Source organism: Chimaeribacter sp. YP20170169, from assembly GCF_056739715.1.
In genome coordinates, this window is record NZ_CP176824.1 from 2,519,788 (window position 1) to 2,543,874 (window position 24,087).

Below are 24,087 nucleotides of genomic sequence, written 5' to 3' on the forward strand. Positions count from 1 at the left end.
TTCACACCTCCCTCGGGTTCGCCAGATAGCCGCTGGTATCACCTGACGGGCGGCTATGGGCATTGGGTTTAATGACAATATTGGGTTGAGTGAAGTGTGCGGCTGGCAACGGGGCAATGGCCGCCAATTCACCGTATTTGGCTCGCAGTTCGTCAATGGGTGCCAGCTCCAGCGCCCGTAACGGACAGGATTCAACACAGATTGGCTTCTTCCCACCGGCGACCCGTTCATAGCAGCCGTCACATTTAGTCATGCACCCTTTGCTGGCATTGTATTGGGGAGCATCATAGGGACAGGCCATATGACAGTAACGGCAGCCGATGCAAACCTCCTCATTGACCACCACAAAGCCATCTTCCCGCTTATGCATTGCGCCGCTAGGGCAGACTTTGGTACAGGCCGGGTCGCTACAGTGGTTACAGGCGATGGAGAGGTAGTAGGCGAATACGTTCTGCCGCCACCCTGCCCCATCCTGCTGCCAGCTACCGCCGGCATACTCATAGACACGGCGAAAACTCACTTCCGGCGTCAGATCCTTATAATCCTTGCAGGCCAGTTCACAGGTTTTACAGCCGGTGCACCGGCTGGCGTCGATATAGAAACCATATTGGGTCATTGTGTCTGCTCCTTACACATGCACTTTCTCAACCTGCACCAGGTTGCTGTGGGAAGGATTGCCTTTTGCCAGCGGTGAAGGACGTTGGGAAGTCAGTACGTTAATGCTACCGCCGTGATCAATTCGCTGTGTGTCGGGGGAGTACCACGCGCCTTCCGCCAGCGCCACCACACCCGGTATAATCCGTGGTGTCACCCGTGCAGTGGTACGCACTTCACCGCGATCGTTCAAGACACGGATCGGATCGCCATTTTTGATCCTACGTGCTTGTGCATCGATCGGATTGATCCAGAGCTCCTGACGACAGGCAGCGCTGAGCACATCCACATTGCCATAGGTGGAATGGGTGCGCGCTTTGTAGTGGAAACCTGTCAATTGCAACGGGAAACGATGATTCAAAGGATCGTTGTAGCTCTCAGCGCCTTCGGCATAGATCGGTAAAGGATCGATGACATCTCTGGTGTCAAGTTGCCAAGTGGACGAAATAGTTGCCAGCTGCGCTGAGTAGATCTCAATTTTCCCTGATGGTGTGGCTAAGGGATTGGCAATAGGGTCTTCGCGGAAAGCACGGTAGGCCACATGGTGGCCCTCAGGATCGCGTTGCTTGAAGATCCCCTGCTGACGAAACTGTTCAAACTCAGGTAATGCAGGTATCGCCTCTCGTGACTGTTGGTAGAGATGGCGTAACCACTCCTCCTGGCTGCGCCCTTCAGTAAATTGCGCTTCCACACCCAGCCGTTTTGCCAGTTCGCTGGTCATTTCATAGAGGGTTTTGCACTCAAAACGCGGTGCAATAACCCGATCGGCAAAGATGACGTAACCCATTTCCCCGCTGGAGGCATCCAAACAGAAGTCCATCTGCTCCGCCGTGGTACAGTCCGGCAACAGGATATCGGCGTATTTCGCGGAGGCGGTCATGTGGTTATCAATCACCACTATCATTTCGCACCAGTTCTCATCCTGTAGGATCTGATGGGTACGGTTAATGTCGGCATGTTGGTTGATCAGGCAGTTGCCTGCATAGTTCCAGATGAATTTGATGGGCACATCCAGTTTCTCTTTGCCCCGCACGCCATCTTTCAGGGCCGTTAGCTCTGGCCCGCGGGCTATCGCTTCTGTCCACAGGAACATTGAGATGCTGGTTTTTACCGGGTTCTCCAGCGTCGGCATCCTGACAAATGGCAGGGCGTAGGATCCTTCACGGGCGCCGGAGTTGCCGCCTGGAATACCGACGTTGCCGGTTAAGATTGCCAGCATCGCGATGGCCCGGGTGGTCAGCTCCCCATTGGCATGGCGCTGTGGCCCCCATCCCTGGCTGATGAAGACGGGTTTGGTCGAGCCAATTTCACGAGCCAGCCGGATAATGACCTCTTCCGGCACGCCGGTAATGCCGGCGGCCCATGTCGGGGTTTTGGCTATCCCATCTCGTCCCTGCCCCAGGATGTAGGCTTTGTAGCTGGCGTTAGCTGGCACACCGGGCGGCAGGGTCTTTTCGTCATAGCCGACGCAGTAGGTGTCAAGGAAGGGCTGATCCACCCATCCTTCCGTGATCATCACATAGGCCAGTGCCGAAGCCAGTGCGGCATCTGTACCCGGCCGCAGCGGAATCCACTGGTCTTCGCGACCCGCGCCGGTGTCGGTATAACGCGGATCGATGATAATCAGCCGTGCCCCCGACTTCTGCCGGGCCTGTGTCATCGCATAGGTTACCCCACCGCCGCTCATCCGCGTCTCCGACGGATTATTGCCAAACAGCACCACCAGTTTACTGTTTTCAATATCAGTCGGGCTGTTGCCATCCGCCCAGCCGCCATAGGTGTAGTTCAGGCCGGCGGCGATCTGGGCGGAGCTATAGTCGCCATAGTGATTAAGGTAGCCGCCACAGCAGTTCATCAGACGCGCGATCAGGGTACTGCCGGGCGGCCAGGAGCGCGTCAGGGTGCCACCGAGGGTGCCGGTACCATAATTGAGGTAGACGGCCTCATTGCCATACTCACGGATGATGCGTTGCAGCGTGCCCGCGAGGGTATCGAATGCCTCTTCCCAACTGATGCGTTTGAAGCGCCCCTCGCCCCGCTTGCCGACGCGTTTCATCGGGTATTTCAGGCGATCGGGATGGTAGATGCGCCGCCGCATGGAGCGCCCGCGCAGGCAGGCGCGCACCTGTCGCAACTCGCTATCGTCACGGCCATTGTCGCTCTCGACGTAGCGGATCTCGCCCGCAGTCACATGCATTCGCAATGGGCAGCGGCTGCCACAGTTCACCGTACAGGCACTCCAGACTACCCGTTCTGTCTGTGGCTCCCCTGCCCCAGCCAGCGTTTTTTCTGCCTGTTGGAAAGGCAAGGCGATGCCCTCTGCTGCTATCGCCAGCGCGCTCGTCGCCAGGCTCCCTTTCAACAGGGCTCGACGACTGATAGCCAGCAGAGGGACTTTTGCAGCATTCATATTTTCTCCTTATCGATACCTATAGACAGGGCCGACGCGCGGCTGAGGTGTGCTGTTTTACGCTTGCGAGGTGGAGTTTTTTTTGTTTTCCATCAACAAAATGGGACGCTAAATTGGGCAGAAATGAAAAGTGGGAGGTAACTCAAAGAATTGCGTGAGACAGACACAAAAAAAGCGCCCGTAGGCGCTTTTTAGGAGGGGTAATCCATTAACCGATATGGGTTTCGCCGCGCATGTAAGGGCGCAGCACTTCAGGGATTTCGATACGGCCATCGGCTTGCTGGTAGTTCTCCAGCACTGCCACCAGCGTACGGCCAACCGCCAGACCGGAGCCGTTCAGGGTGTGCACCAGACGCGGCTTCTTCTCGGTTTTGCTGCGGCAGCGGGCCTGCATACGGCGCGCCTGGAAATCACCCATATTGGAGCAGGAGGAGATTTCACGGTAGGTGTCCTGCGCCGGTAGCCACACTTCCAGATCGTAGGTTTTGGTGGAGCCAAAGCCCATGTCGCCGGTGCAGAGCAGCACTTTACGGTAAGGCAGGTTCAGCAGTTGCAGCACCTTCTCCGCATGGTGGGTCAGCTCTTCCAGTGCCTGCATGGACTCTTCCGGGCGCACGATCTGTACCATCTCGACCTTGTCGAACTGGTGCATACGGATCAGCCCACGGGTATCACGTCCGTAAGAACCCGCCTCAGAGCGGAAGCACGGCGTGTGGGCGGTCAATTTCAGCGGCAGAGACTCTTCATCGAGGATCTCATCACGCGCCAGATTAGTCAGCGGCACCTCAGCGGTCGGGATCAGTGCATAGTTGCTGCTGGTGGACTCCTCTTCCAGCGGTTTGGTATGGAACAGGTCCTCACCAAACTTCGGCAGCTGGCCGGTACCGTAGAGGGTATCGTGGTTCACCAGATAAGGGACGTAGGTCTCCTGGTAGCCATGCTGCTCGGTGTGCAGGTCAATCATGAACTGCGCCAGCGCACGATGCAGACGGGCGATTTGCCCTTTCATCACCACAAAGCGGGAGCCGGTCAGTTTCACAGCGGCCGCAAAATCCAGTCCGCCGGCCATTTCGCCCAGCTCAACGTGGTCACGCACCGGGAAATCGTAGTGGCGCGGTTCGCCCCAACGGCTGACTTCCTGATTTTCGCTGTCATCCTTGCCGTTCGGCACGCTGTCGTCAGGCAGGTTTGGGATGGACAGGGCAATGTCACGGATCTCAGTTTGCAGTGCGTCCAGCTGCGCTTTCGCGTTATCCAGCTTCTCGCCCAGCACATTCACTTCCTGGCGCAGGGGCTCGATATCCTCACCACGGGCCTTTGCCGCGCCGATCGATTTCGATCGCGCATTGCGCTCTGCCTGAAGCGTTTCGGTGTCGACCTGTAAAACTTTACGGTGCTCTTCCAGGGCACGTAATTTTTCCACGTCGAGCGTAAAGCCCCTGCGAGCCAGTTTTTCGGCGACTGCGTCTAGCTCATTACGCAGCAGATTGGGATCGAGCATGCTAATCCTGTGCTTGTAGTTATTGAATGATATGTAACGAAAGATACCGCGAATCAGCGCGGTATCCTGGGAATAATAACGGAATAACCTTACCGCAAGCCATCCATCAGCGGTAGCGTTTTATCAGGCTATTTTGATCCTGTTCAGACAACCATGCCAGCTTTTCACCAATTTTCCCCTCCAGCCCACGGCTGGTGGGGAAATAGTAACGGGCAGCGGCCATCTGGGGTGGGAAATAGTTCTCGCCAGCGGCATAGGCGTTGGCTTCATCATGGGCGTAGCGATACTCCGCGCCCAGCCCCATCTCCTTCATCAATTTGGTCGGGGCATTGCGCAAATGCTCCGGCACATCGAAGTCAGGCTGCTCCTTGGCGTCACGCAGCGCGGCCTTGAAGGCGGTGTAGACCGCATTGCTTTTGGGCGCGCAGGCCAGGTAGACAATCGCCTGAGCGATGGCCCGCTCCCCCTCCGCCGGGCCGACACGGGTGAAGCAGTCCCAGGCCGCGATCGCCACCTGCATTGCCCGTGGATCGGCGTTGCCAACATCTTCGGAGGCGATGGCCAGCAGGCGTCGCGCCACATAGAGCGGGTCACCCCCGGCAGTGATGATGCGCGCATACCAGTAGAGGGCGGCATCCGGTGCGGAGCCGCGCACCGATTTATGCAGCGCCGAGATCAGGTCATAGTAACGATCGCCTTTGTTGTCGAAACGGGCGCTACGCTCACCCGAGACCTCGCGCAGCAGCTCCGGCGTCAGGGTACGTACCCCGCTGGCATCCGCCTCGGCCATGTCGGCCATCATCTCCAGGCTGTTGAGCGCCCGGCGTGCGTCGCCATTGACCAGCTCCGCCAGCATCCGGCGCGTCTCCTGCGGCACCACAATCTTCTGGCCGCCAAGGCCGCGGGCGCTGTCATTCATCGCCTGCTCAATCACCTGCTCAATCTCTTCGACGGTGAGCGCCTTCAGCAGGTAGACACGCGCACGCGAGAGCAGCGCCGAATTCAGTTCAAACGAGGGGTTTTCTGTAGTGGCGCCAATAAAGGTGATGGTGCCATCTTCGATATGCGGCAGGAAGGCATCCTGTTGGCTCTTGTTGAAGCGGTGCACCTCATCCACGAACAGGATGGTGCGGCGGCCGGCATTGCGGTTTTGCCGGGCGCGCTCGATCGCCTCACGGATCTCCTTGATGCCAGAAGTGACCGCCGAGATGCGCTCCACGTCAGCGTTGCCGTAGCGGGCAATCACCTCCGCCAGCGTGGTCTTGCCGGTGCCGGGCGGCCCCCACAGGATCATTGAGTGCAGTTGGCCCGCCTCAATCGCCCGCGGCAGGGGTTTGCCCGGTGCCAGCAGGTGCTGCTGGCCGATGTACTCCCCCAGCGTGCTTGGCCGCATCCGGGCGGCCAGGGGCTGGAACTCATTCTGTGAAAAATCGAGTGATAGGTTACTCACGCGCACCTCACTGGCGCTGGTCGTCCAGCGTCACCCCCTTCGGTGGGGTAAATTTGAATTTGTCTGCGGCTACCGGCCCATTTTGCTGGCTTTTCAGGTGATAGGCGCTGCGCTGCCCATCCTGTTCCACCGCCGTAAAACTTTTGATGGTACCGTCGCGGGTCACAGTGATGGCGAACTGCTTCAGGTTGCCATTGGCGGATTTCGGCGTCAGCTCAAAATCATCGCCCTTCTGGGAAACCTGATACTGCGCCCAGTCGCTGCTGTTGTTGCGGGTAATCAGCATAAACGGCGTGTTGCCGGTGGCGCTCTTCAGCCAGGTTGCCGTAACCTGCTCCACAAAGGGATTATAGAACCATAGGGTTTCACCGTCGGAGACCAGTACGCTTTCGTCTGGCGAGGTCATGTGCCAGTTGAACAGATTGGGACGTTTTACCCACAGCTCGCCCTCGCCCTGCTGCACTTCGGAGCCATCATCGGCCGTGACCTGCTGCGTAAAGCTAGCATGGAAGCTGTTTACCTTGCCCAGGCGGCTTTTCAAATCGCTGCTGGCGTCTGCCCACCCTGATGAGCTAAAGGATGCCAACAGGCAGCCTGCTACTAACCATTTTTTCATACTTATCATAACCTCATATCTTCCATCATTACCCATCCGGCTAACGTTAAGGTTAGCTAAGTGAAGAAACTTTAACGGATTATTTTGCACGGCAGGTAGGCTATTTATCTCAAAACGCTGGCTTTTACGCATCTTTGCATAAGGGCCGCAAAAGCGGCCCTTAACGTTGGAGGTTATTCGTGCGGCGGAGGGGCCAGCACGTCGCGGTTGCCGTTGTGGCCCGGCTCGCTGACAATACCCTGCATCTCCATCTGCTCGATAATGCGCGCCGCCCGGTTGTAGCCGATGCGGAACTGGCGTTGCACGCCGGAGATAGAGGCGCGGCGCTTGTCGATGACAAAGGCGACCGCCTGATCGAACAGCGGATCCAGCTCCTCGTCCCCATCCAGGCCGCCGCCGCCCTCACCCTCTTCCGCACCACTGGTGATGCTGTCGATATACTGCGGGCGGCCACGCGCTTTCCAATCCTGCACTACGGCATGCACTTCCTGATCACGCACGAAGGCACCATGCACACGTACCGGTATTGAGGAGTTTGGCGCCATATAGAGCATGTCACCCATGCCGAGCAGAGACTCCGCGCCACCCTGATCCAGAATGGTACGGGAGTCGATTTTGCTCGACACGGTGAAGGCGATACGGGTCGGGATGTTGGCCTTGATCAGGCCGGTAATCACATCCACCGACGGCCGCTGCGTCGCCAGCACCAGGTGGATGCCGGCGGCACGGGCTTTCTGCGCCAGGCGCGCAATCAGCTCTTCCACTTTCTTGCCGACCGTCATGATCAGGTCAGCAAACTCATCGACCATCACCACGATATAAGGCTCGCGCTCCAATACCGGTGGCGTGATGTCCATGCTGTCAGTCGGTTTCCAGAACGGGTCTGGGATGGGCCGGCCCATTGCTTCGGCCTGATCCACCCGTTCGTTGTAACCGGCGAGGTTACGCACGCCTAACGCGGACATTAGCTTGTAGCGACGCTCCATTTCGCCCACGCACCAGTTCAGCGCGTTGGCAGCCTTCTTCATATCGGTAACGACTTCGGTCAGCAGGTGCGGGATGCCCTCATACACGGACAGTTCCAGCATCTTCGGATCGATCATGATGAAGCGGACATCTTCCGGTTTCGCCTTGTAGAGCATACTGAGGATCATGGCGTTAACGCCCACCGATTTACCGGAGCCGGTAGTACCGGCCACCAACAGGTGAGGCATTTTCGCTAGGTCAGCCACCACTGGCTCACCCGAAATATCTTTCCCCAGCACCACCGACAGCGGCGACGGGTTATCCCGGAAGGCCGGGCAGTCCAGCACTTCACGCAAGTAAACGGTCTGACGCTTGGTGTTAGGCAGTTCCAGGCCCACGTAAGGCTTGCCAGGGATCACTTCCACCACACGCACTGCGGAGGTAGAGAGCGAGCGCGCCAAATCGCGTGAAAGGTTTGAAATACGTGCGGCTTTAACACCCGGTGCCAAATCCAGCTCAAAGCGGGTAATGACCGGCCCCGGCAGGATGTCCACCACATCAGCCTTGACGCGGTAGTCCGCCAGCGAGGCTTCCACCAGTCGGGCCTTCTGCTCAAGGGCAAACATATCCACCGGTGCCACCTCTTTTGGGGCGGCGGTCAGCAGATCCAGCGTCGGCAGCGGCGTGGTCGGCTTCTCCAGCGGCTGGTCGTTGCGCACCAAAAACGGGTGGAACAGGCTGTCCATTGCCGATTGTTTCGGCGCCTCTTCCGCAGGCGGCGTGTAGGTCTCCTCAACCTGCGGCGCGATCACCGGCCGGCTGGCGGCAGGCCGCTCCTCTGTGTAGGAGGTGCCTGTCGCTTCGCTGCGATACGAAGAACTCACTGGCGCAACCGGACGTGATTCAACGGTTTCGCTACGGTATGGCGAACTGGCCGGCGTAACCGGGCGTGATTCAGCGGTTTCACTACGGTACGGCGAACTGGCCGGCGTAACCGGGCGTGATTCAGCGGTTTCGCTACGGTACGGCGAACTCGCTGGCGTAACCGGGCGTGGTTCAGCCGTTTCGCTACGGAACGAAGAACTGGTCGGCGTAACCGGGCGTGGTTCAGCAGTTTCGCTGCGATACGGAGAACTCGCTGGTGCAACCGGACGCGCTTCAGCGGTTTCGCTACGGTACGGAGAACTCGCTGGCGCAACCGGACGCGCTTCAGCGGTTTCGCTGCGATACGGAGAACTCGCTGGCGCAACCGGACGCGCTTCAGCGGTTTCGCTGCGATACGAAGAACTGGTCGGCGTAACCGGACGTGGTTCAGCGGTTTCGCTTTGTACCGGCGCATTAGGGCGCGTGAAGGACGTGGTTTCCGCGCGGTAAGAGGCCGTCTGCTGCGCGGCCGAAGCCGGGGCAAAGGCGGGCGCAGGTGTGGAAGATTCAGTCGGCAGCGTAAACAGCGGTTCAGACGGGGTCTCATCCGTTACTGGAGAGAAGGTAAAAGCACTGCCCGCCTGGCTGACAGCCGCCGTAGTGGCCGCTACCGTCGCCACGGCGGCTGGCGTGACGGAGGAGAGCGGCGAGGCTGCCTTCGGCGAAGCACCGTAGCGCGCCTCTTCGCGGGCCGCAAAGGCCTGGCGAAGCGCGTCCTCATCCTCGTGCAGGGCGTCAGTCACTGGCACGGAAGGTGGCGTCTCACGCTCTTCACTGCCATAGCGCTGCTGTTGCTGAGCGGCAAAAGCGCGTGCCAGTTCAGCCTGCTGCGCCTCTTCATCCGGCTCGGCGTGCACGGCCTCAGGCGCAGACGGTGTGCCATAGCGTTGCTGTTGCTGCTCGGCGAAGGCCCGTCCTAGTGCTTCCTGTTCGCCAGCTTCCTCTTCTTCCGGCGAGGAGGAGACAGCAGCCTCACGTGCGGCCTGCTCCGCCTGACGTTGCGAAGGCAATTTAATGCCATAGGAGGCCAGCTCCCGACGGGTCGGGATACGTACCGGGTTCGGGCGGGGCAGCTCTGGGCCAATGCCCTGCTTCACCTGTGGATTGGTGTCGCTGACCGCACTGAAGGCTGGCATAAAGGGTACGTCGCCATCACTGCCCGTGGCATCGCTGGCGGGAAGCTCATCGCTGTCGCGCTGTGCGGCGCTGAAATCGAATGGCGAACGGGCGCTCTCTGTCTCATGCCAATTCCCTAGCCGTGGCCCCTCATCCTCTTCTGCCGCTGGCAGCGTAGGTTGGGTTGGCGCAGGCGTAGTCTGTGGTGCGGCAGTCTGCACCTCGACGTGGTGCAGGGCCGGTGCAGGTGCCGCCTCTACGCTGGCAGCCGCCGTCACACGCTCTGCCGCTACGGCCGTGGCCTCTGCTGGCACAGCCGGGGCCGCGGAGGGTTGGGCCACAGGCTGCGCGGCAGCTGGCGCAGAGGGTGCGGCTGAAGACGCAGGTTGTGCGGCAGAAGGCGCAGAGAAAAGTACGTCGTCGTCAGCCGTCAGGTGCGGCAGTGGCGCCTCTTCACGGGCGTGGCTGGCCGGTGTGGACGCGTCATCGAACGCCTCATCCTCGTCATCATACTCATAACGATCGTCACGGCGGGAGCGATTGGTCATAAAGGTACCGGCACCCAGTACCACCGCGCCGATGCGCTCGGCGATGGTCAGCCAGGACCAGCCGGTGAACAGGGTAAACCCTACCGCCCATACCGCCAGCAGCGCCAGCGTGGCGCCCATGGCATTGACCCACGGCGTCAACGCGTTGCTTATCAGGCTGCCAATTACCCCGCCCGAGGCGAAGTAATAGAGATCGTCAACGTTCAGCGCCGCCAGGCCACATGAGGTAAGCACCAGCGCCAGGAGGCCGATCAGCCGCAGGGAGAGCGTAAAGAAATCGATGTAGTCACGGCTGCCACGCTGCCGGTAGACCACCACACAGCTGACAACCATCAGCGGTGGAATGGCGTAGGCAAACACGCCGAAGGTGAAGAACAGGGTGTCGGCCAACCACGCCCCTACCCCGCCCCCCAGATTATGGATGGGCTCATGCCACGCTGTCTGTGACCAACTTGGGTCAGAAGGGTTGAAACTGAGCAGCGCTGCCATGAGATAAATCCCGAAAAGCGCAATCACCACCAGCAAGGCTTCAAGGAGCCGCCGGCTGCTGCTGAGCTTTTTCAGGCCAATGTCTTTATCTTCTGTGTATTCCTGGCTCAAGAAAGGCTCTCCAGGTTCCTGTGAACGGAAATAACAACCGCGCCGGGAACCCTTCCCGGCGCGTGGGCTGTATGGATAAACAGCAGTGTAGCGAATCTCTTCAGGTTTTGCACCTGCAGCGTTTACCGGGTCTTGATGACCAGACGGTTACTCTGTTTGACTTCTTCCATCACCACATAGGTACGGGTGTCATTCACGCCCGGCAGGCGCAACAGCGTTTCACCCAGCAGCTTGCGGTACGCGGACATATCCGGCACACGGGTCTTCAACAGGTAGTCGAAGTCACCGGAGACCAGATGACACTCCTGGATATCTTCCAACTTCTGTACGGCGGCGTTGAACTGCTCAAAAACATCCGGTGCGCCACGGTTCAGCGTGATCTCCACGAAGACCAGCAGCGAGGCATCCAGATAGTGAGGATTGAGCAGTGCGGTATAGCCATGAATGAAATTCTGCCGTTCCAGGCGACGGACACGCTCCAAGCATGGCGTAGGGGATAAGCCTACCCGTTTGGAAAGTTCGACGTTGGAGATGCGGCCATCCTTCTGCAATTCATTCAGGATGTTGCGATCTATCCGGTCGAGGTCCTTTCCCGGTCGTTTTTTGTTGTCTGCCATTATTATTGTCTCTCTTCTGTTCTTCCCTGTCTTTACACACCCTGCCAACTTCAATGTGTTAAGGGTTGTCCCAAGCGAATACCCAATTGCCCTTGCCCATCGTCAGCCTGGCCCCTGCCTGTCAACTGGTACCTTGCCACGATGAAATCTGGCTGAGAGAAGAATTAATCACTGAATGTCCTGCCAGTTGCGACTGGCGGGGCCATTTGCGCGGGTTTAATTTCTTCTTACACAGATGTTTTCGCAAATGCGTAGCCGATTGTCAAAGTAAAAGAACCAAAATCAGAAGAACGTGCCAGATTAAAAAATAATCACTCCCATTTTTGCAGTGAATTCCCCTACTACCTGACGAGAGGGCCATCACGGCCCAGAGCCGATGGGGCTTGAAATGGCAGCACTTCCTACTGGCACATGGCACACCCAGCCAAATTTGGTGGGTAGCACACTTTGGCGAAAATTTCCTGTATCAACCCATCAAAAATAGGCAAAAACTATCAAACAAATTGATAACAACAGCGGCTGAGGCTTTTGTTAACGCGATTATTTCCCTACAATCGTTTTCATTGCATGTCGTCCCACGCGGAGATAAGAATTCATGAGTACGGTTAAACACAGTAAATTGTTGATTTTAGGCTCAGGCCCGGCAGGTTATACCGCTGCGGTCTATGCAGCGCGCGCCAACCTGCATCCGGTTTTGGTTACCGGCATGGAGAAAGGTGGCCAGTTGACCACCACCACTGACGTTGAGAACTGGCCGGGCGATCCGGAAGGACTGACGGGGCCGCTGCTGATGGAGCGTATGCATGAACATGCCGCTAAATTCAACACTGAAATCCTGTTTGACCACATCCACAGCGTGGATCTGCAGAACCGCCCGTTCCGCCTGACGGGTGACAACGGCGAGTACACCTGTGACGCCCTGATTATCGCCACCGGCGCATCTGCCCGCTATCTGGGCCTGCCGTCGGAAGAGTCATTCAAGGGCCGCGGCGTCTCCGCCTGCGCCACCTGTGACGGCTTCTTCTACCGCAACCAGGAAGTCGCCGTGGTCGGCGGCGGCAACACCGCCGTGGAAGAGGCGCTCTACCTTTCCAACATTGCCGCGAAAGTGCATCTGATTCACCGCCGCGACACCTTCCGCGCCGAGAAGATCCTGATCGACCGGCTGCACGACAAAGTGGCCAGCGGTAACATCGTGCTGCACACCAACAAAACTCTGGATGAAGTGCTGGGCGACCAGATGGGCGTTACCGCCGTCAACCTGCGCAACGCACTGACTGACCAGCTGGAGAAAGTTGATGTGGCGGGTGTCTTCATTGCCATCGGCCACAGCCCGAACACCGCCATCTTCAACGGCCAGCTGGAGCTGGAGAATGGTTACATCAAGGTGCAGTCCGGTATCCACGGCAACGCTACCCAGACCAGCATCCCTGGCGTGTTTGCCGCCGGCGACGTGATGGACCACAACTACCGTCAGGCGATCACCTCCGCCGGCACCGGCTGCATGGCCGCGCTGGATGCGGAGCGCTACCTGGACGGCCTAGCCGCGGCCTGCAACAACGAGTAACCCGCGCCCCGCTCCTCACGCAAAAAAAGGCGGCCTTCGGGCCGCCTTATTATTTTCAGCCGCCCCACGGACGCGGTAACATGTGCGCGATCGAAATAGACCTCCAAACGATCAGGGATTTGGCCTCGTGCCATAACTTCCATGCGCCAGGGCGCATGTGACCGCCATGCACGTCCTGCATGTTGTGCGATGACAGATGGCTGATGACAAAAACTCGACAACAACAACTGCTTCGATGGCTGCGGCAGCAGCGCGCGCCCGCGCGTCGCTGGCTGCAACTCTCCATGCTGCTGGGCCTGTTCAGCGCGCTGCTGATTCTGATGCAGGCTGGCCTGATGGCGGCCCTGCTGCATGGGCTGATCATGGAAGCGACACCGCATAACCGCCTGCTTCCGCTGTTTCTGCTGCTAGCCCTCTCCTTTTTACTACGCGCGCTGCTGGCGTTAGGACGTGAGCAAGTGGGCTTCCGCTGCGGCCTGAGCGTGCGCCGACAGATCCGCCAGGCGGTGCTCGACCGGTTGGCGCAACTCGGCCCGGCCTGGATCAATGGCCGCCCGGCCGGCAGCTGGGCGACGCTGGTGCTTGAGCAGATTGATGATATGCAAGATTACTATGCGCGCTATCTGCCGCAGATGTTTTTGGCCGGTGTCATCCCGCTGCTGATTCTGCTATGCCTCTTCCCCATCAACTGGGCGGCCGGGCTGATTCTGCTGCTCACCGCACCGCTGATCCCGCTGTTTATGGCGCTGGTCGGCATGGGGGCGGCAGATGCCAACCGCCGTAACTTCGCCGCGCTGGCGCGGTTGAGCGGCAATTTTCTGGACAGCCTGCGCGGCCTGGAGACGCTGCGCCTGTTCCACCGCGCCGCCGCCGAAACCGACGCCATCCGCCACGCCTCCGAGGATTTCCGCGCCCGAACAATGGAAGTACTGCGGCTGGCATTCCTCTCCTCCGCCGTGCTGGAGTTTTTCGCCTCCCTCTCCATCGCACTGGTCGCGGTCTACTTCGGTTTCTCCTATCTGGGCGAGCTGCACTTCGGCAGCTATGGCGGTGGCGTGACGCTGTTCGCGGGTTTTCTGGCGCTGATCCTCGCGCCAGAGTTCTTCCAGCCGCTGCGCGATCTCGGCACTTTCTACCATGCCAAAGCGCAGGCAGTGGGTGCTGCCGAGTCACTGTTCACACTCCTTGAGGAGGCGCCCACGCCACCACAACATGGGCAGGGGCAGGTCTCCTTTGAAACGGATGCGCCGATTGCACTGAAAGCGGAGGGGCTGGAGATCCTTTCGCCGGAGGGCACGGTGCTGGCAGGGCCATTGAGCTTCCAGATCGCGGCCGGCCAGCGGGTGGCGATTGTCGGGCTAAGCGGCGCGGGCAAGAGTTCGCTGCTCAACGCCCTGCTCGGTTTCCTGCCCTACCGTGGTGAGTTGGATGCCAATGGGCAGCCACTGCATACGCTGGAGGTAGCCAGCTGGCGGCGGCACCTCGCGTGGATGGGGCAGAACCCGCATTTGCCAGCGGCGACGCTGCGGCAGAACATCACGTTGGGCCGCCCACAGGCCAGCGAGGCGGAGGTGGCACACGCGGTTTCACAGGCGTATGTCGATGAGTTCTTGCCGCTGCTGCCAGCCGGACTGGAGACACCGGTGGGTGACCATGCCGCCGGCCTCTCCATCGGCCAGGCGCAACGTGTCGCGGTGGCGCGGGCGCTGCTGGCGCCGAGCCAGTTGCTGCTGCTGGATGAGCCAGCGGCCAGCCTCGACGCCCATAGTGAACAGCGGGTGATGGCCGCGCTGACCATGGCGGCGGCGCGCCAGACCACGCTGCTGGTGACGCACCAGCTGGAAGATGCCCGGCACTGCGATGAGATCTGGGTGATGGAACGGGGCGCGATTGTCGAACGCGGCCCCTATCAGCAACTGCAACAGCAAGGCGGCCCCTTCGCACGCCTGCTGGCCCAACGCGACGGGGAACTCTGATGCGTGTGCTTCTGCCCTATCTGGCCCTCTACCGCCGCCACAGTGGTCGGATGTTGCTCGGCCTGCTGCTGGCAATCATTACCCTGCTGGCGAGCATCGGCCTGCTGGCGCTCTCCGGCTGGTTCCTGGCCGCCTCGGCGCTGGCCGGGCTGGCGGGCCTCTACAGCTTCAACTATATGCTGCCCGCCGCCGGGGTGCGTGGGGCGGCGATTTTCCGCACTGCCGGGCGCTATGCCGAGCGGCTGGTGAGCCATGATGCCACCTTCCGGGTGCTTGCCCACCTGCGGGTGGACACCTTCGCCCGCTTGCTGCCACTGTCGCCGGCGGGGCTGGCGCGTTTCCGTCAGGCGGATCTGCTCAACCGGCTGGTGGCGGATGTCGATACGCTCGATCACCTTTATTTGCGGGTGCTTTCGCCGCTGGCGGCGGCGCTGGCGGTGATTGTGGTGGTGTGCGCGGCCCTCGGCTGGCTGGATATCACACTGGCGCTGACGCTGGCGGTCATCCTGCTGGCGCTGCTGCTGTTGCTGCCGCTGCTGTTTTACCGCGCTGGCCAACCCATTGGCCGGGCGCTGACCGGGCTACGCGCTGACTATCGCATCCAGCTCACCGCCTGGTTACAGGGGCAAGCGGAGCTGGCCCTCTACGGCGCGGCCGGTCGTTTTCGCGCAACGCTGACCGAAACGGAGCAGCAGTGGCAGCGGCAACAGCAGCGGCAGGCGATGCTCACTGGACTGGCACAGGCGCTGCTGCTGGCGGCTACCGGGTTGACCGTGACCCTGATGTTCTGGCTGGCCGCCGGGCAGCTGGGAGAGAGCAGCGCACAGGTGGCGCTGGTACTGTTCACTACTCTGGCGGCGTTTGAGGCGCTAGGGCCAGTCGCCACCGCTTTCCAGCATCTGGGGCATGTCATCGCCTCCGCTGAGCGGCTCCATGCCGTTACCCACCAGCCGCCAGAGGTACGTTTTCCGGCCGCTGGCGTGACACCCGCGGGTGCACCAACGCTGGCAATGGCGGACGTGCGCTTCAGTTACCCCGGTCAGCCGCAGCCGGTGCTTGAGGGGCTAAATTTGACGGTCGCGGCAGGCGAGCATATCGCCCTGCTGGGGCGTACCGGCTGCGGCAAGTCAACGTTGCTACAACTGCTGACCCGCGCCTGGGATGCGCCCGCGGGCCAGATCCGGCTCGGCGGTCACGCGCTGGCGGAGTACGATGAAGCCACGCTGCGGCGGCAGGTCACCCTGATCCCACAGCGGGTGCACATCTTCAACACCACGCTGCGCGACAACCTGCGGCTGGCGGCACCCACCGCCGATGACGCCCAATTGGCCGAGGTGCTGCGCCAGGTGGGGCTGTGGGCGCTGCTGGAGGGAAGCGGCCTGAACGGTTGGCTGGGCGAAGGCGGCCGCCCGCTCTCCGGCGGCGAGCAGCGGCGCATCGGCATCGCCCGCGCCCTGCTGCACAATGCGCCGTTGGTGCTGCTGGATGAACCGACCGAAGGACTGGACGCAGAAACCGAGCGGCAGATCCTTGCCCTACTGCGCCGCCACTGCGCTGGCAAAACGCTGGTGATGGTCACGCACCGCCTGCACGGGCTTCAGGAGATGGATCGCATCTGCGTCATGGAAAATGGCAGCATCATTGAACAGGGCCACCATGCCGAACTGCTGGCAGCCGGTGGCCGGTATGCCCACTTTATGCGGCGTCTGGGTTAAGTAAGGATCACTATGCGCGTTGTGCAACTCACCCCCCACTCCCTGCTCTTCCCGCCGCCTGAAGGGGCATTGCGGGAGCCTAACGGACTGCTGGCGGTGGGTGGCGATCTCTCCCCTGCCCGGCTGAAGCTCGCTTACCAGAGCGGCATCTTCCCGTGGTACAACCCCGGCGAGATGATTTTGTGGTGGTCGCCCGACCCGCGCGCGGTTCTGTTCCCCGATGCGCTGCACATCAGCCGCAGTATGCGCCGCTTCCTGCGCCACTGCCCGTTCCAGTTCACCCTTAACCACGCCTTCCCCCAGGTGATTGCCGCCTGTGCCGAGGCACGCAGCGACGGCACCTGGATTGGCCCGGCGGTGGCGGAAGCCTATCAGCAGCTGCACCGGGAGGGCATCGCGCACTCAATTGAGGTGTGGCAGGAGGGTGAGCTGGTGGGCGGGATGTATGGCGTGGCGCAGGGGGCGCTGTTTTGCGGCGAGTCGATGTTCAGTCGCCGCACCAACGCCTCCAAAGCGGCGCTGGTGATGTTCTGCCACCACTTCGTGCAGCAGGGCGGCCAACTGCTCGACTGCCAGGTGCTGAATGACCACACCGCCTCATTGGGGGCAACGGAGATCCCGCGCCACCACTTTCTTTCTGCCTTGCGGCAACTGCAACGGCAAGCGCTGCCGGCTGGCTGTTGGCAGCCACAGGCGCTGCAACTGCCGGCAAGTGTGTGAAATTAATTCCATGTCCCCGGCAGAAGTATGGTATCATTTCTATACACCATACCCCTGATTTATGTATGTTTTTGGCTGCCTCTCCCACCAGGCCCGGTTTAACAACCATTTAGGGCGGAGCGAATGCCTCCTTTACATAATGTGGGATTTTCGGCATTATCTTGCCGGTTAAAAACTAAGGTAGTAAAACCTAGAGGACTCGATGGCCAAAGAAGACAATATTGAAATGCAGGGCACCGTGCTTGATACGCTGCCGAACACCATGTTCCGCGTTGAATTGGAAAACGGACACGTGGTTACCGCGCACATCTCCGGTAAAATGCGTAAAAACTACATCCGTATCCTGACGGGCGACAAAGTCACTGTTGAGCTGACCCCGTACGACCTGAGCAAAGGCCGCATTGTCTTCCGTAGCCGTTAATCGGCGCACGTCTCGCTGATTCCCGGCGAAATACTCAGGACCTAAGTCCCAACCGCCCTGCCGGCAACGGTCAGGGCGTTTTGTTATGTGCGCCGCCAGCCGGTTTTGGGCGAAAAAAAAGAGCGATATCACTATCGCTCTTTCGGCTTTTTCAGACCGGGATCAGTGGACGACCCCCTCCTCTTTGCGTTTCTGCGCGCTGAGGAATTCGTAGGTCAGCCGGTCTTCGGCCTTGTTCAACTCGACCTTCACCGAGCCGCCATCGACCAGACTGCCGAACAGCAACTCGTTTGCCAGCGGTTTCTTCAGGTTCTCCTGCATGACGCGCGCCATCGGGCGGGCACCCATCGCTTTGTCGTAGCCTTTCACTGCCAGCCAGTCGCGGGCCTCGTCGCTGACCTCCAGCGAGACGCCTTTCGCATCCAACTGGGCCTGCAACTCGACGATGAACTTGTCGACCACTTGCTGGATAACTTCGCTCGACAGGTGGTTGAACCAGATAATGTTATCCAGACGGTTACGGAACTCTGGGGTAAACACTTTCTTGATCTCTTCCATCGCGTCGGTGCTGTTGTCCTGCTGAATCAGGCCAATCGACTTACGTTCAGTCTCACGTACCCCGGCGTTGGTGGTCATCACCAGAATCACGTTGCGGAAGTCCGCCTTGCGGCCGTTGTTATCGGTCAGCGTGCCGTTGTCCATCACCTGCAACAGCAGGTTGAAGACATCCGGGTGCGCTTTCTCGATCTCATCCAGCAGTACCACCGCGTGCGGATGCTTGATCACCGCATCGGTCAGCAAGCCGCCCTGATCAAAGCCGACGTAGCCCGGAGGCGCACCAATCAGGCGGCTGACGGTATGGCGTTCCATATACTCGGACATATCAAAGCGCAGCAATTCGATATCCAGCGCCTTGGCGAGCTGTACCGTCACCTCGGTTTTCCCGACCCCGGTTGGCCCGGCAAACAGGAAGGAGCCAACCGGCTTGCGGTCGTGGCCCAGCCCAGCGCGGCTCATCTTGATCGCCTCGGTCAGGGCGCTGATGGCCGGATCCTGGCCAAACACCAGCATCTTCAGGCGGTCGCCGAGATTTTTCAGCACGTCGCGGTCGCTGGCGGAGACGGTCTTCTCCGGGATACGCGCGATGCGCGCCACCACGGATTCAATGTCACCAACGTTGACGGTTTTCTTGCGCTTGCTGACCGGCATCAGGCGGCTACGGGCGCCGGCTTCGTCAATCACGTCAATCGCCTTGTCCGGCAGGTGGCGGTCATTGATATATTTCACCGCCAGCTCCACCGCAGCACGCACCGCTTTCGCGGTATAACGCACGTCGTGGTGGGCCTCATACTTCGGCTTCAGGCCGTTGATGATCTGTACCGTCTCTTCCACGGTCGGTTCAGTGATGTCAATCTTCTGGAAACGGCGTGCCAGCGCACGGTCTTTCTCAAAGATGTTGCTGAACTCCTGATAGGTGGTGGAGCCAATCACCCGGATCTTGCCGCTCGACAGCAGGGGCTTGATCAGGTTGGCGGCATCCACCTGCCCGCCGGAGGCCGCGCCCGCGCCGATGATGGTGTGGATCTCATCGATGAACAGGATGCTGTTCTGATCCTGCTCGAGCTGTTTCAACAGCGCCTTGAAGCGCTTCTCAAAGTCGCCGCGGTATTTAGTGCCGGCCAGCAATGAGCCGATATCGAGGGAGTAGAGGGTGCAGTCAGCCATCACTTCCGGCACGTCACCCTGCACGATGCGCCAGGCCAGCCCTTCCGCGATGGCGGTTTTGCCGACGCCAGACTCACCCACCAGCAGTGGGTTGTTTTTACGGCGGCGGCACAGCACCTGGATGGCGCGCTCCAGCTCTTTGTCGCGGCCAATCAGCGGATCGATACCGCCGACGCGCGCCAGCTGATTCAAATTGGTGGTGAAGTTTTCCATACGGTCTTCCCCTGCCGACTGCTCTTCGTTGACCGGGTTTTCCGCATTGGGAGCCTGGCCCGGTTCGTCTTTACGCGTGCCGTGGGAAATGAAGTTCACCACGTCAAGGCGGCTTACGTCATGCTTGCGCAGCAGATAAGCAGCCTGCGACTCCTGTTCGCTGAAGATTGCGACCAGGACATTGGCGCCGGAGACTTCGTTGCGCCCGGAGGATTGAACGTGGAACACGGCCCGCTGCAACACGCGCTGGAAGCTAAGCGTCGGCTGGGTGTCGCGCTCCTCTTCACTGGCCGACAGGGTCGGTGTGGTCTGTTCGATAAAGGCTTCCAGCTCCTGACGCAACGCCACCAGATCGACGGTGCAAGCCTCAAGGGCCTCGCGCGCCGCAGGGTTGCTCAGTAGCGCAAGCAACAGGTGCTCCACGGTCATAAACTCATGTCGGTGCTCGCGCGCTCTGGCGAAAGCCATGTTGAGACTGAGTTCCAGTTCTTGATTGAGCATAAGCACCTCCCCAATAGATTGCCCTTTCAGGCTTTTTCCAGCGTACAAAGCAACGGATGCTCGTTCTCCCTCGCGTAGCGATTCACATGCGCGACCTTGGTCTCTGCCACTTCGGCGGTAAAGACGCCGCAGATGGCCTTTCCTTTATAGTGCACAGTGAGCATCAGTTGCGTTGCACGTTCAATATCATAAGAAAAGAACTTTTGAAGAACGTCAATCACAAATTCCATCGGCGTATAATCGTCGTTGTTAAGTATAACTTTATACATGGACGGCGGTTTTACCGCATCCAAATGCTGATCCTGGATTAAGTGCTCAAAATTTAGCCAATCCTGATTATTGCCCATTGCTTGCTCGTCATCAATTGTCTGTGTTGGATGCCCGCGCCGGGGCGGGGGATGTCTGTACAGCGTACACGCTTCACTCCTTAGTTTACCATCTTCCCGCGCTGATGCGCGGCGGCGCGGCCCCTTCGCTGAGAGTATAAAATTTGTCCGCAGAAAGCCAATAGCGTTATCTGCTTCAAAGTTTAAACAACTGGTCGGGCCGAGAAAATGGCGATCCCTTGACGTGAAAATCAATTCCACTAGAGTGTAAAATCGTGAACTGATGGAGTTTTAATCAATCAGCCTTCACGCAATAAAAAAACTTACCTCTCACCTACAAAAGAGACGCGAGGGATGTAGAAGCATGGAGACGGGTACTGTTAAGTGGTTCAATAATGCCAAGGGCTTCGGTTTCATCTGCCCGCAGAATGGCGGCGAAGATATCTTTGCCCACTATTCCACCATCCAGATGGATGGCTACCGGACACTGAAAGCAGGACAGCAGGTCAGCTTCGATGTCCATCAGGGGCCGAAAGGAAACCATGCGAGCCTCATTATTCCTCAGACCAACGACGCGCTTGCCTGACTGCCTGGATTGTGGCGACGTCCCTCAAAATGCCAGTCAATTGACTGGCATTTTTACAGATGGGGGCGTCGCAGGCGCTTTCAAGGTTAAATTTTCATCTTTTTTCACCCTCGCGCTGCCACGCAACATAAACCAGACCTCAACTCCCCGTTAACTTTTTCCCTTCGCCCGCCGGTATTGAGGCGCGGTTTAGTCAGTGCCTGCTGAAATGCGCCCAACGCACTTTTTTTGGACCATTGCCATGACACACCTCTACCTGCCGCTTACCCACCTGCGCCGACAAACGCCCTGGCGGCTGGCGACCGGGCTGGTGAGCGGCCGCATCATGCCGGGTTTCCTCTGGCAGTTCACCGGCTACCGCTTCAAGTTCCTGCTGCGCAGCGCGCTGCACCTGCGCACCACCCGCACCCTGCTCAATGCCTTGGTGCAGCACCCGCTACTGCCGGAGATGATGCGCGCCCAGCCCAACCTGCCCTGCAAGCTGCATCGCCCCTATCTGGCGGTCAACCTCGGCACCCAGCAGGCGTTGCAGGCGCTGTGCGATCACTATCAGCTGATCAACCATGCGATGCCGGAGGCGATGCGCCTCGGCTACCTCGACCACCAGCCCTACCCGCTGGCCGAGGTGGAGGGCAAGGAGGGCGAGCGCTACACCCTGGCGCTCAGCGCTATCGGCAAGCTGGACAAAGAGGGCGAGGCGACGCTGCTCTTCAGCCAGCAGGATGGCACCGTTCTGGCAGAGATCACCTTCACGCTGATGCACTATCAGGGGCAGCCAACGCTGTTCATTGGCGGCTTGCAGGGCGCGCATCGCAAGCTGGGGCATGACGCCATCCAGCTGGCGACCAAGGCCTGTCAGGGGCTGTTCCCGAAACGGCTGGCGGTGCAGGCGCTCTGCCGGCTGGCGAGCCAGCTGGGCATGACGCAGATCTTGGCGGTCGGCAACCAGACCCACATCTACCAGAGCTGGCGCTACAACAAGAAGAAGCAGGGACAGCTACACGCCGACTATGACAGCTTCTGGCGTTCGCTGGGGGCGGAGCAGCAGGCCGAGGGCTACTTCAGCCTGCCGCTGACACCCGCGCGCAAAAGCATGGAGGAGATCGCCAGCAAGAAGCGCGCCGAGTATCGCCGCCGCTACGCGCTGCTGGATGGCATTGACGCGGGCGTTGACCACCACTTCCCGGCGCGTTAGTCGGCGTGGCCGCGCGCCAGCCACACCACGCGGGAGAACATCTGCCGCAGCAGCGGCGGCATCGCCTCTGGCCCGCGCTGTCCGGCGGCCAGCGCCACCTCAATTGCCAAATCGGGCTTGGAGCTGCGCTGGATTGCCCGGTGGATGATGCGGCGCGCGGACATCGGCACCGTGGCCGGCAGGTTCGCCACCCGGTGGTAGACGTCGCTGAACCCGGCGCGGTAGAGGAAGTGCTCCATGTCCGGGGCAGGCAGCGCGGTCAGGCGATCGCGCTCCGGCTCGTTGGCGCGCCCGGCCATCTCGCGAGCGGTGGCGGCGTACTTCTTCCCGGCCTCGTCGCCATCCACCATCGCGTGCCACTCAATGCCCATCTGGCGGGCAAATTTTAGCAGCGGACGCAAACCGCACTGGGCAAACTCAATCACCTTGATCCCCTCCGCCTCAAAGTGGAAGCCGCACTGGCGCGCCAACTGGCCGAGGATCCACACCTCGGTCTCCCCCTCTACCAGTAACCAGCAGCGGGCGAACAGCGCCGCCGGGCGGTTGTAGCGGATATGGAAGGTGATTTTGCGGCTGTCCGCTGGGTTCATCCCCGTTGGGCCAAGGCGGTAGGCAGCCACCCGCCCCGGTTCGCGCACCAGCCGACTCACCTCCTCCAGCGGCGTCAATGACACCAGTTCGCCGGAGTTGGTGGTGGTCAGGCGTTGCAGCGCCAGCTGGTTGAGCAGCCCCCAAGCCACTGACAGCATAATCGGGTGCAGCCGGGTCTCCGGGTCTTCAATCAACAGCAGCGGCTGCGCCTCCGGCGAGAGCCGTGCCGCGCCACGCGCCTGCAACAGCGCGGCGAAGATGCCAAGCATAATCATGCGGATGCTACGGCTGTCCGGCCCGGCCAGTGCCTGATTGAGGGTGTCGAGGGAACGCCACGCCAGCCGCGGCTCGGTGTGCGCCTCACGCGGCGGCTTGTGGCGGCCGGGCTGCGGCGGCTCGGTGACATGCTGTTCGGTGAAGTAGTGCTCCAGCAGCTGCTGCATCACCGCCACCCCTTGGTAGAGCGCCCGGTTGCTGAGGCGCTGCGGGTTGCGCCCCAGTTGCCGCGTGAGCTGTGCGATCTGGCGCGTTAGCGCCTGCCGCGGCCCCTCCTCGTCCGGCGGCAGCGCCTCATCCCGCAGGCGGCGGATAAAACGTGCATCGCGCAGCCGCAGTACCGGGTGCAGCCGCGCCAGCGTCAGCGCCAGGCTGTCAATCTCCGCCAGCGGCAGCGCCTCCCCCTGGGCGTTGAGAAAACTGCGCAGCGTCAGCACGCTGTTATCTGCCTCCAGCGCCCCCTCCAGCCGGTAGTAGATCCGCCGATGGTTCCCCTCACCTGCCACCGCGGCGCTGACCAGCGCGCGGTAGCGCGGCAGGTCGAGGTGGCCGGGCACCGGTTCGGTAAAGCGAAACACCACCTGCAACGTGCGGGCGCGGCTTCCCTCCTCGCCAGCCGGGGCGTGGAAATCGCCGGCGGTAAAGCGGTAGAGCCGTGGCTCCGGTGACAGCAGCAGCGTCAGCGCATCCAGCAGGCTGGACTTGCCCCAGGCATTCTCCCCAATCAGCAGCGTGCTGCCGGGCTGGCGTTCGCCAAGCAGCGACAGCGACAGCCGGTTGATGCCGCGAAAACCCACAATATCAATCTGTTCCAGGATCATGAACTCGCCTCCGAGGCTACACCGCCTGGCTTGAGCATGGCGATAAACCGGG

At 60.3% G+C, this 24,087-nt stretch carries 17 protein-coding genes; 7 read left to right on the forward strand and 10 right to left on the reverse strand.

Features of this window, described 5'->3' with window-relative positions; all coding sequences use genetic code 11:
- Position 1: 1 nt before the first annotated feature.
- The 7 genes from ACK3SD_RS11445 to lrp all read right to left on the reverse strand — a co-directional run bounded on the left by ACK3SD_RS11445 (position 2) and on the right by lrp (position 11,402).
- Positions 2-616 (reverse strand): DMSO/selenate family reductase complex B subunit, encoded by a 615-nt coding sequence (locus ACK3SD_RS11445; RefSeq protein WP_137763667.1) that lies wholly within the window; start codon positions 614-616, stop codon positions 2-4.
- Positions 617-628: 12 nt separating this feature from the next.
- Positions 629-3,064 (reverse strand): DMSO/selenate family reductase complex A subunit, encoded by a 2,436-nt coding sequence (locus ACK3SD_RS11450; protein ID WP_481125564.1) that lies wholly within the window; start codon positions 3,062-3,064, stop codon positions 629-631.
- Positions 3,065-3,272: 208 nt separating this feature from the next.
- Positions 3,273-4,565 (reverse strand): serine--tRNA ligase, encoded by a 1,293-nt coding sequence (gene serS, locus ACK3SD_RS11455; RefSeq protein WP_481125565.1) that lies wholly within the window; start codon positions 4,563-4,565, stop codon positions 3,273-3,275.
- Between the two features lie 106 nt (positions 4,566-4,671).
- Positions 4,672-6,015, reverse strand: a complete 1,344-nt coding sequence (locus tag ACK3SD_RS11460) for a replication-associated recombination protein A (protein ID WP_481125566.1) — start codon at positions 6,013-6,015, stop codon at positions 4,672-4,674.
- 7 nt (positions 6,016-6,022) lie between these two features.
- The gene (gene lolA / locus ACK3SD_RS11465; RefSeq protein WP_481125567.1) at positions 6,023-6,631 is read right to left on the reverse strand and encodes an outer membrane lipoprotein periplasmic chaperone LolA; all 609 of its coding nucleotides are present in this window, start codon (positions 6,629-6,631) and stop codon (positions 6,023-6,025) included.
- A gap of 173 nt (positions 6,632-6,804) precedes the next feature.
- The gene (locus tag ACK3SD_RS11470; protein ID WP_481125568.1) at positions 6,805-10,785 is read right to left on the reverse strand and encodes a DNA translocase FtsK 4TM domain-containing protein; all 3,981 of its coding nucleotides are present in this window, start codon (positions 10,783-10,785) and stop codon (positions 6,805-6,807) included.
- A gap of 122 nt (positions 10,786-10,907) precedes the next feature.
- On the reverse strand, positions 10,908-11,402 hold the full coding sequence (gene lrp / locus ACK3SD_RS11475; RefSeq protein ID WP_072925842.1) for a leucine-responsive transcriptional regulator Lrp: 495 nt from the start codon (positions 11,400-11,402) through the stop codon (positions 10,908-10,910).
- A 595-nt stretch (positions 11,403-11,997) separates the two neighbouring features.
- Between lrp and trxB the strand changes: the two genes are divergently transcribed.
- The 5 genes from trxB (at position 11,998) to infA (ending at position 17,801) form a co-directional block, all read left to right on the forward strand.
- The gene (gene trxB, locus ACK3SD_RS11480) at positions 11,998-12,969 is read left to right on the forward strand and encodes a thioredoxin-disulfide reductase (protein ID WP_481125569.1); all 972 of its coding nucleotides are present in this window, start codon (positions 11,998-12,000) and stop codon (positions 12,967-12,969) included.
- Between the two features lie 203 nt (positions 12,970-13,172).
- A complete protein-coding gene (cydD, locus tag ACK3SD_RS11485; RefSeq protein WP_481125570.1) occupies positions 13,173-14,945 on the forward strand; it encodes a heme ABC transporter permease/ATP-binding protein CydD in 1,773 nt (590 codons plus the stop codon).
- Positions 14,945-16,660 (forward strand): heme ABC transporter ATP-binding protein/permease CydC, encoded by a 1,716-nt coding sequence (gene cydC / locus ACK3SD_RS11490; RefSeq protein WP_481125571.1) that lies wholly within the window; start codon positions 14,945-14,947, stop codon positions 16,658-16,660. The genes cydD and cydC overlap by 1 nt, the downstream gene beginning before the upstream one ends.
- Positions 16,661-16,672: 12 nt before the next feature.
- A complete protein-coding gene (gene aat, locus ACK3SD_RS11495) occupies positions 16,673-17,380 on the forward strand; it encodes a leucyl/phenylalanyl-tRNA--protein transferase (protein WP_481125572.1) in 708 nt (235 codons plus the stop codon).
- Between the two features lie 202 nt (positions 17,381-17,582).
- Entirely contained in the window at positions 17,583-17,801 is a 219-nt protein-coding gene (gene infA, locus ACK3SD_RS11500; protein WP_002211347.1) for a translation initiation factor IF-1, read from the forward strand.
- A 162-nt stretch (positions 17,802-17,963) separates the two neighbouring features.
- Here infA and clpA read toward each other — a convergent pair whose 3' ends face one another.
- Both clpA and clpS read right to left on the reverse strand, forming a co-directional pair.
- Positions 17,964-20,240: an ATP-dependent Clp protease ATP-binding subunit ClpA gene (clpA, locus tag ACK3SD_RS11505; protein WP_481125573.1), complete on the reverse strand. Its 2,277-nt coding sequence runs from the start codon at positions 20,238-20,240 to the stop codon at positions 17,964-17,966.
- A gap of 26 nt (positions 20,241-20,266) precedes the next feature.
- Positions 20,267-20,587: an ATP-dependent Clp protease adapter ClpS gene (gene clpS / locus ACK3SD_RS11510; protein ID WP_481127540.1), complete on the reverse strand. Its 321-nt coding sequence runs from the start codon at positions 20,585-20,587 to the stop codon at positions 20,267-20,269.
- Between the two features lie 343 nt (positions 20,588-20,930).
- On the opposite strand from clpS, the gene cspD reads away from it, so the two are divergent.
- Together cspD and ACK3SD_RS11520 are read left to right on the forward strand one after the other, a co-directional pair.
- Positions 20,931-21,152 (forward strand): cold shock-like protein CspD, encoded by a 222-nt coding sequence (gene cspD, locus ACK3SD_RS11515; RefSeq protein WP_137763678.1) that lies wholly within the window; start codon positions 20,931-20,933, stop codon positions 21,150-21,152.
- 241 nt (positions 21,153-21,393) lie between these two features.
- A complete protein-coding gene (locus tag ACK3SD_RS11520; RefSeq protein WP_481125574.1) occupies positions 21,394-22,347 on the forward strand; it encodes a VirK/YbjX family protein in 954 nt (317 codons plus the stop codon).
- On the opposite strand, the gene ACK3SD_RS11525 is transcribed toward ACK3SD_RS11520, so the two are convergent.
- The gene (locus ACK3SD_RS11525) at positions 22,344-24,035 is read right to left on the reverse strand and encodes a DUF2813 domain-containing protein (protein ID WP_481125575.1); all 1,692 of its coding nucleotides are present in this window, start codon (positions 24,033-24,035) and stop codon (positions 22,344-22,346) included. The two genes, ACK3SD_RS11520 and ACK3SD_RS11525, sit on opposite strands and share 4 nt — an antisense overlap.
- Positions 24,036-24,087 lie beyond the last annotated feature (52 nt).

Excerpts from the sequence above, each read along its gene's own strand:
- ACK3SD_RS11520 (WP_481125574.1), top strand. The coding sequence starts at position 21,394 with ATGACACACCTCTACCTGCCGCTTACCCACCTGCGCCGACAAACGCCC.
- lrp (WP_072925842.1), bottom strand. The coding sequence starts at position 11,402 with ATGGCAGACAACAAAAAACGACCGGGAAAGGACCTCGACCGGATAGAT.
- cydC (WP_481125571.1), top strand. The coding sequence starts at position 14,945 with ATGCGTGTGCTTCTGCCCTATCTGGCCCTCTACCGCCGCCACAGTGGT.
- ACK3SD_RS11525 (WP_481125575.1), bottom strand. The coding sequence starts at position 24,035 with ATGATCCTGGAACAGATTGATATTGTGGGTTTTCGCGGCATCAACCGG.
- clpA (WP_481125573.1), bottom strand. The coding sequence starts at position 20,240 with ATGCTCAATCAAGAACTGGAACTCAGTCTCAACATGGCTTTCGCCAGA.
- cspD (WP_137763678.1), top strand. The coding sequence starts at position 20,931 with ATGGAGACGGGTACTGTTAAGTGGTTCAATAATGCCAAGGGCTTCGGT.
- ACK3SD_RS11445 (WP_137763667.1), bottom strand. The coding sequence starts at position 616 with ATGACCCAATATGGTTTCTATATCGACGCCAGCCGGTGCACCGGCTGT.
- infA (WP_002211347.1), top strand. The coding sequence starts at position 17,583 with ATGGCCAAAGAAGACAATATTGAAATGCAGGGCACCGTGCTTGATACG.
- cydD (WP_481125570.1), top strand. The coding sequence starts at position 13,173 with ATGACAAAAACTCGACAACAACAACTGCTTCGATGGCTGCGGCAGCAG.
- clpS (WP_481127540.1), bottom strand. The coding sequence starts at position 20,587 with ATGGGCAATAATCAGGATTGGCTAAATTTTGAGCACTTAATCCAGGAT.
- serS (WP_481125565.1), bottom strand. The coding sequence starts at position 4,565 with ATGCTCGATCCCAATCTGCTGCGTAATGAGCTAGACGCAGTCGCCGAA.
- trxB (WP_481125569.1), top strand. The coding sequence starts at position 11,998 with ATGAGTACGGTTAAACACAGTAAATTGTTGATTTTAGGCTCAGGCCCG.
- lolA (WP_481125567.1), bottom strand. The coding sequence starts at position 6,631 with ATGAAAAAATGGTTAGTAGCAGGCTGCCTGTTGGCATCCTTTAGCTCA.
- aat (WP_481125572.1), top strand. The coding sequence starts at position 16,673 with ATGCGCGTTGTGCAACTCACCCCCCACTCCCTGCTCTTCCCGCCGCCT.
- ACK3SD_RS11450 (WP_481125564.1), bottom strand. The coding sequence starts at position 3,064 with ATGAATGCTGCAAAAGTCCCTCTGCTGGCTATCAGTCGTCGAGCCCTG.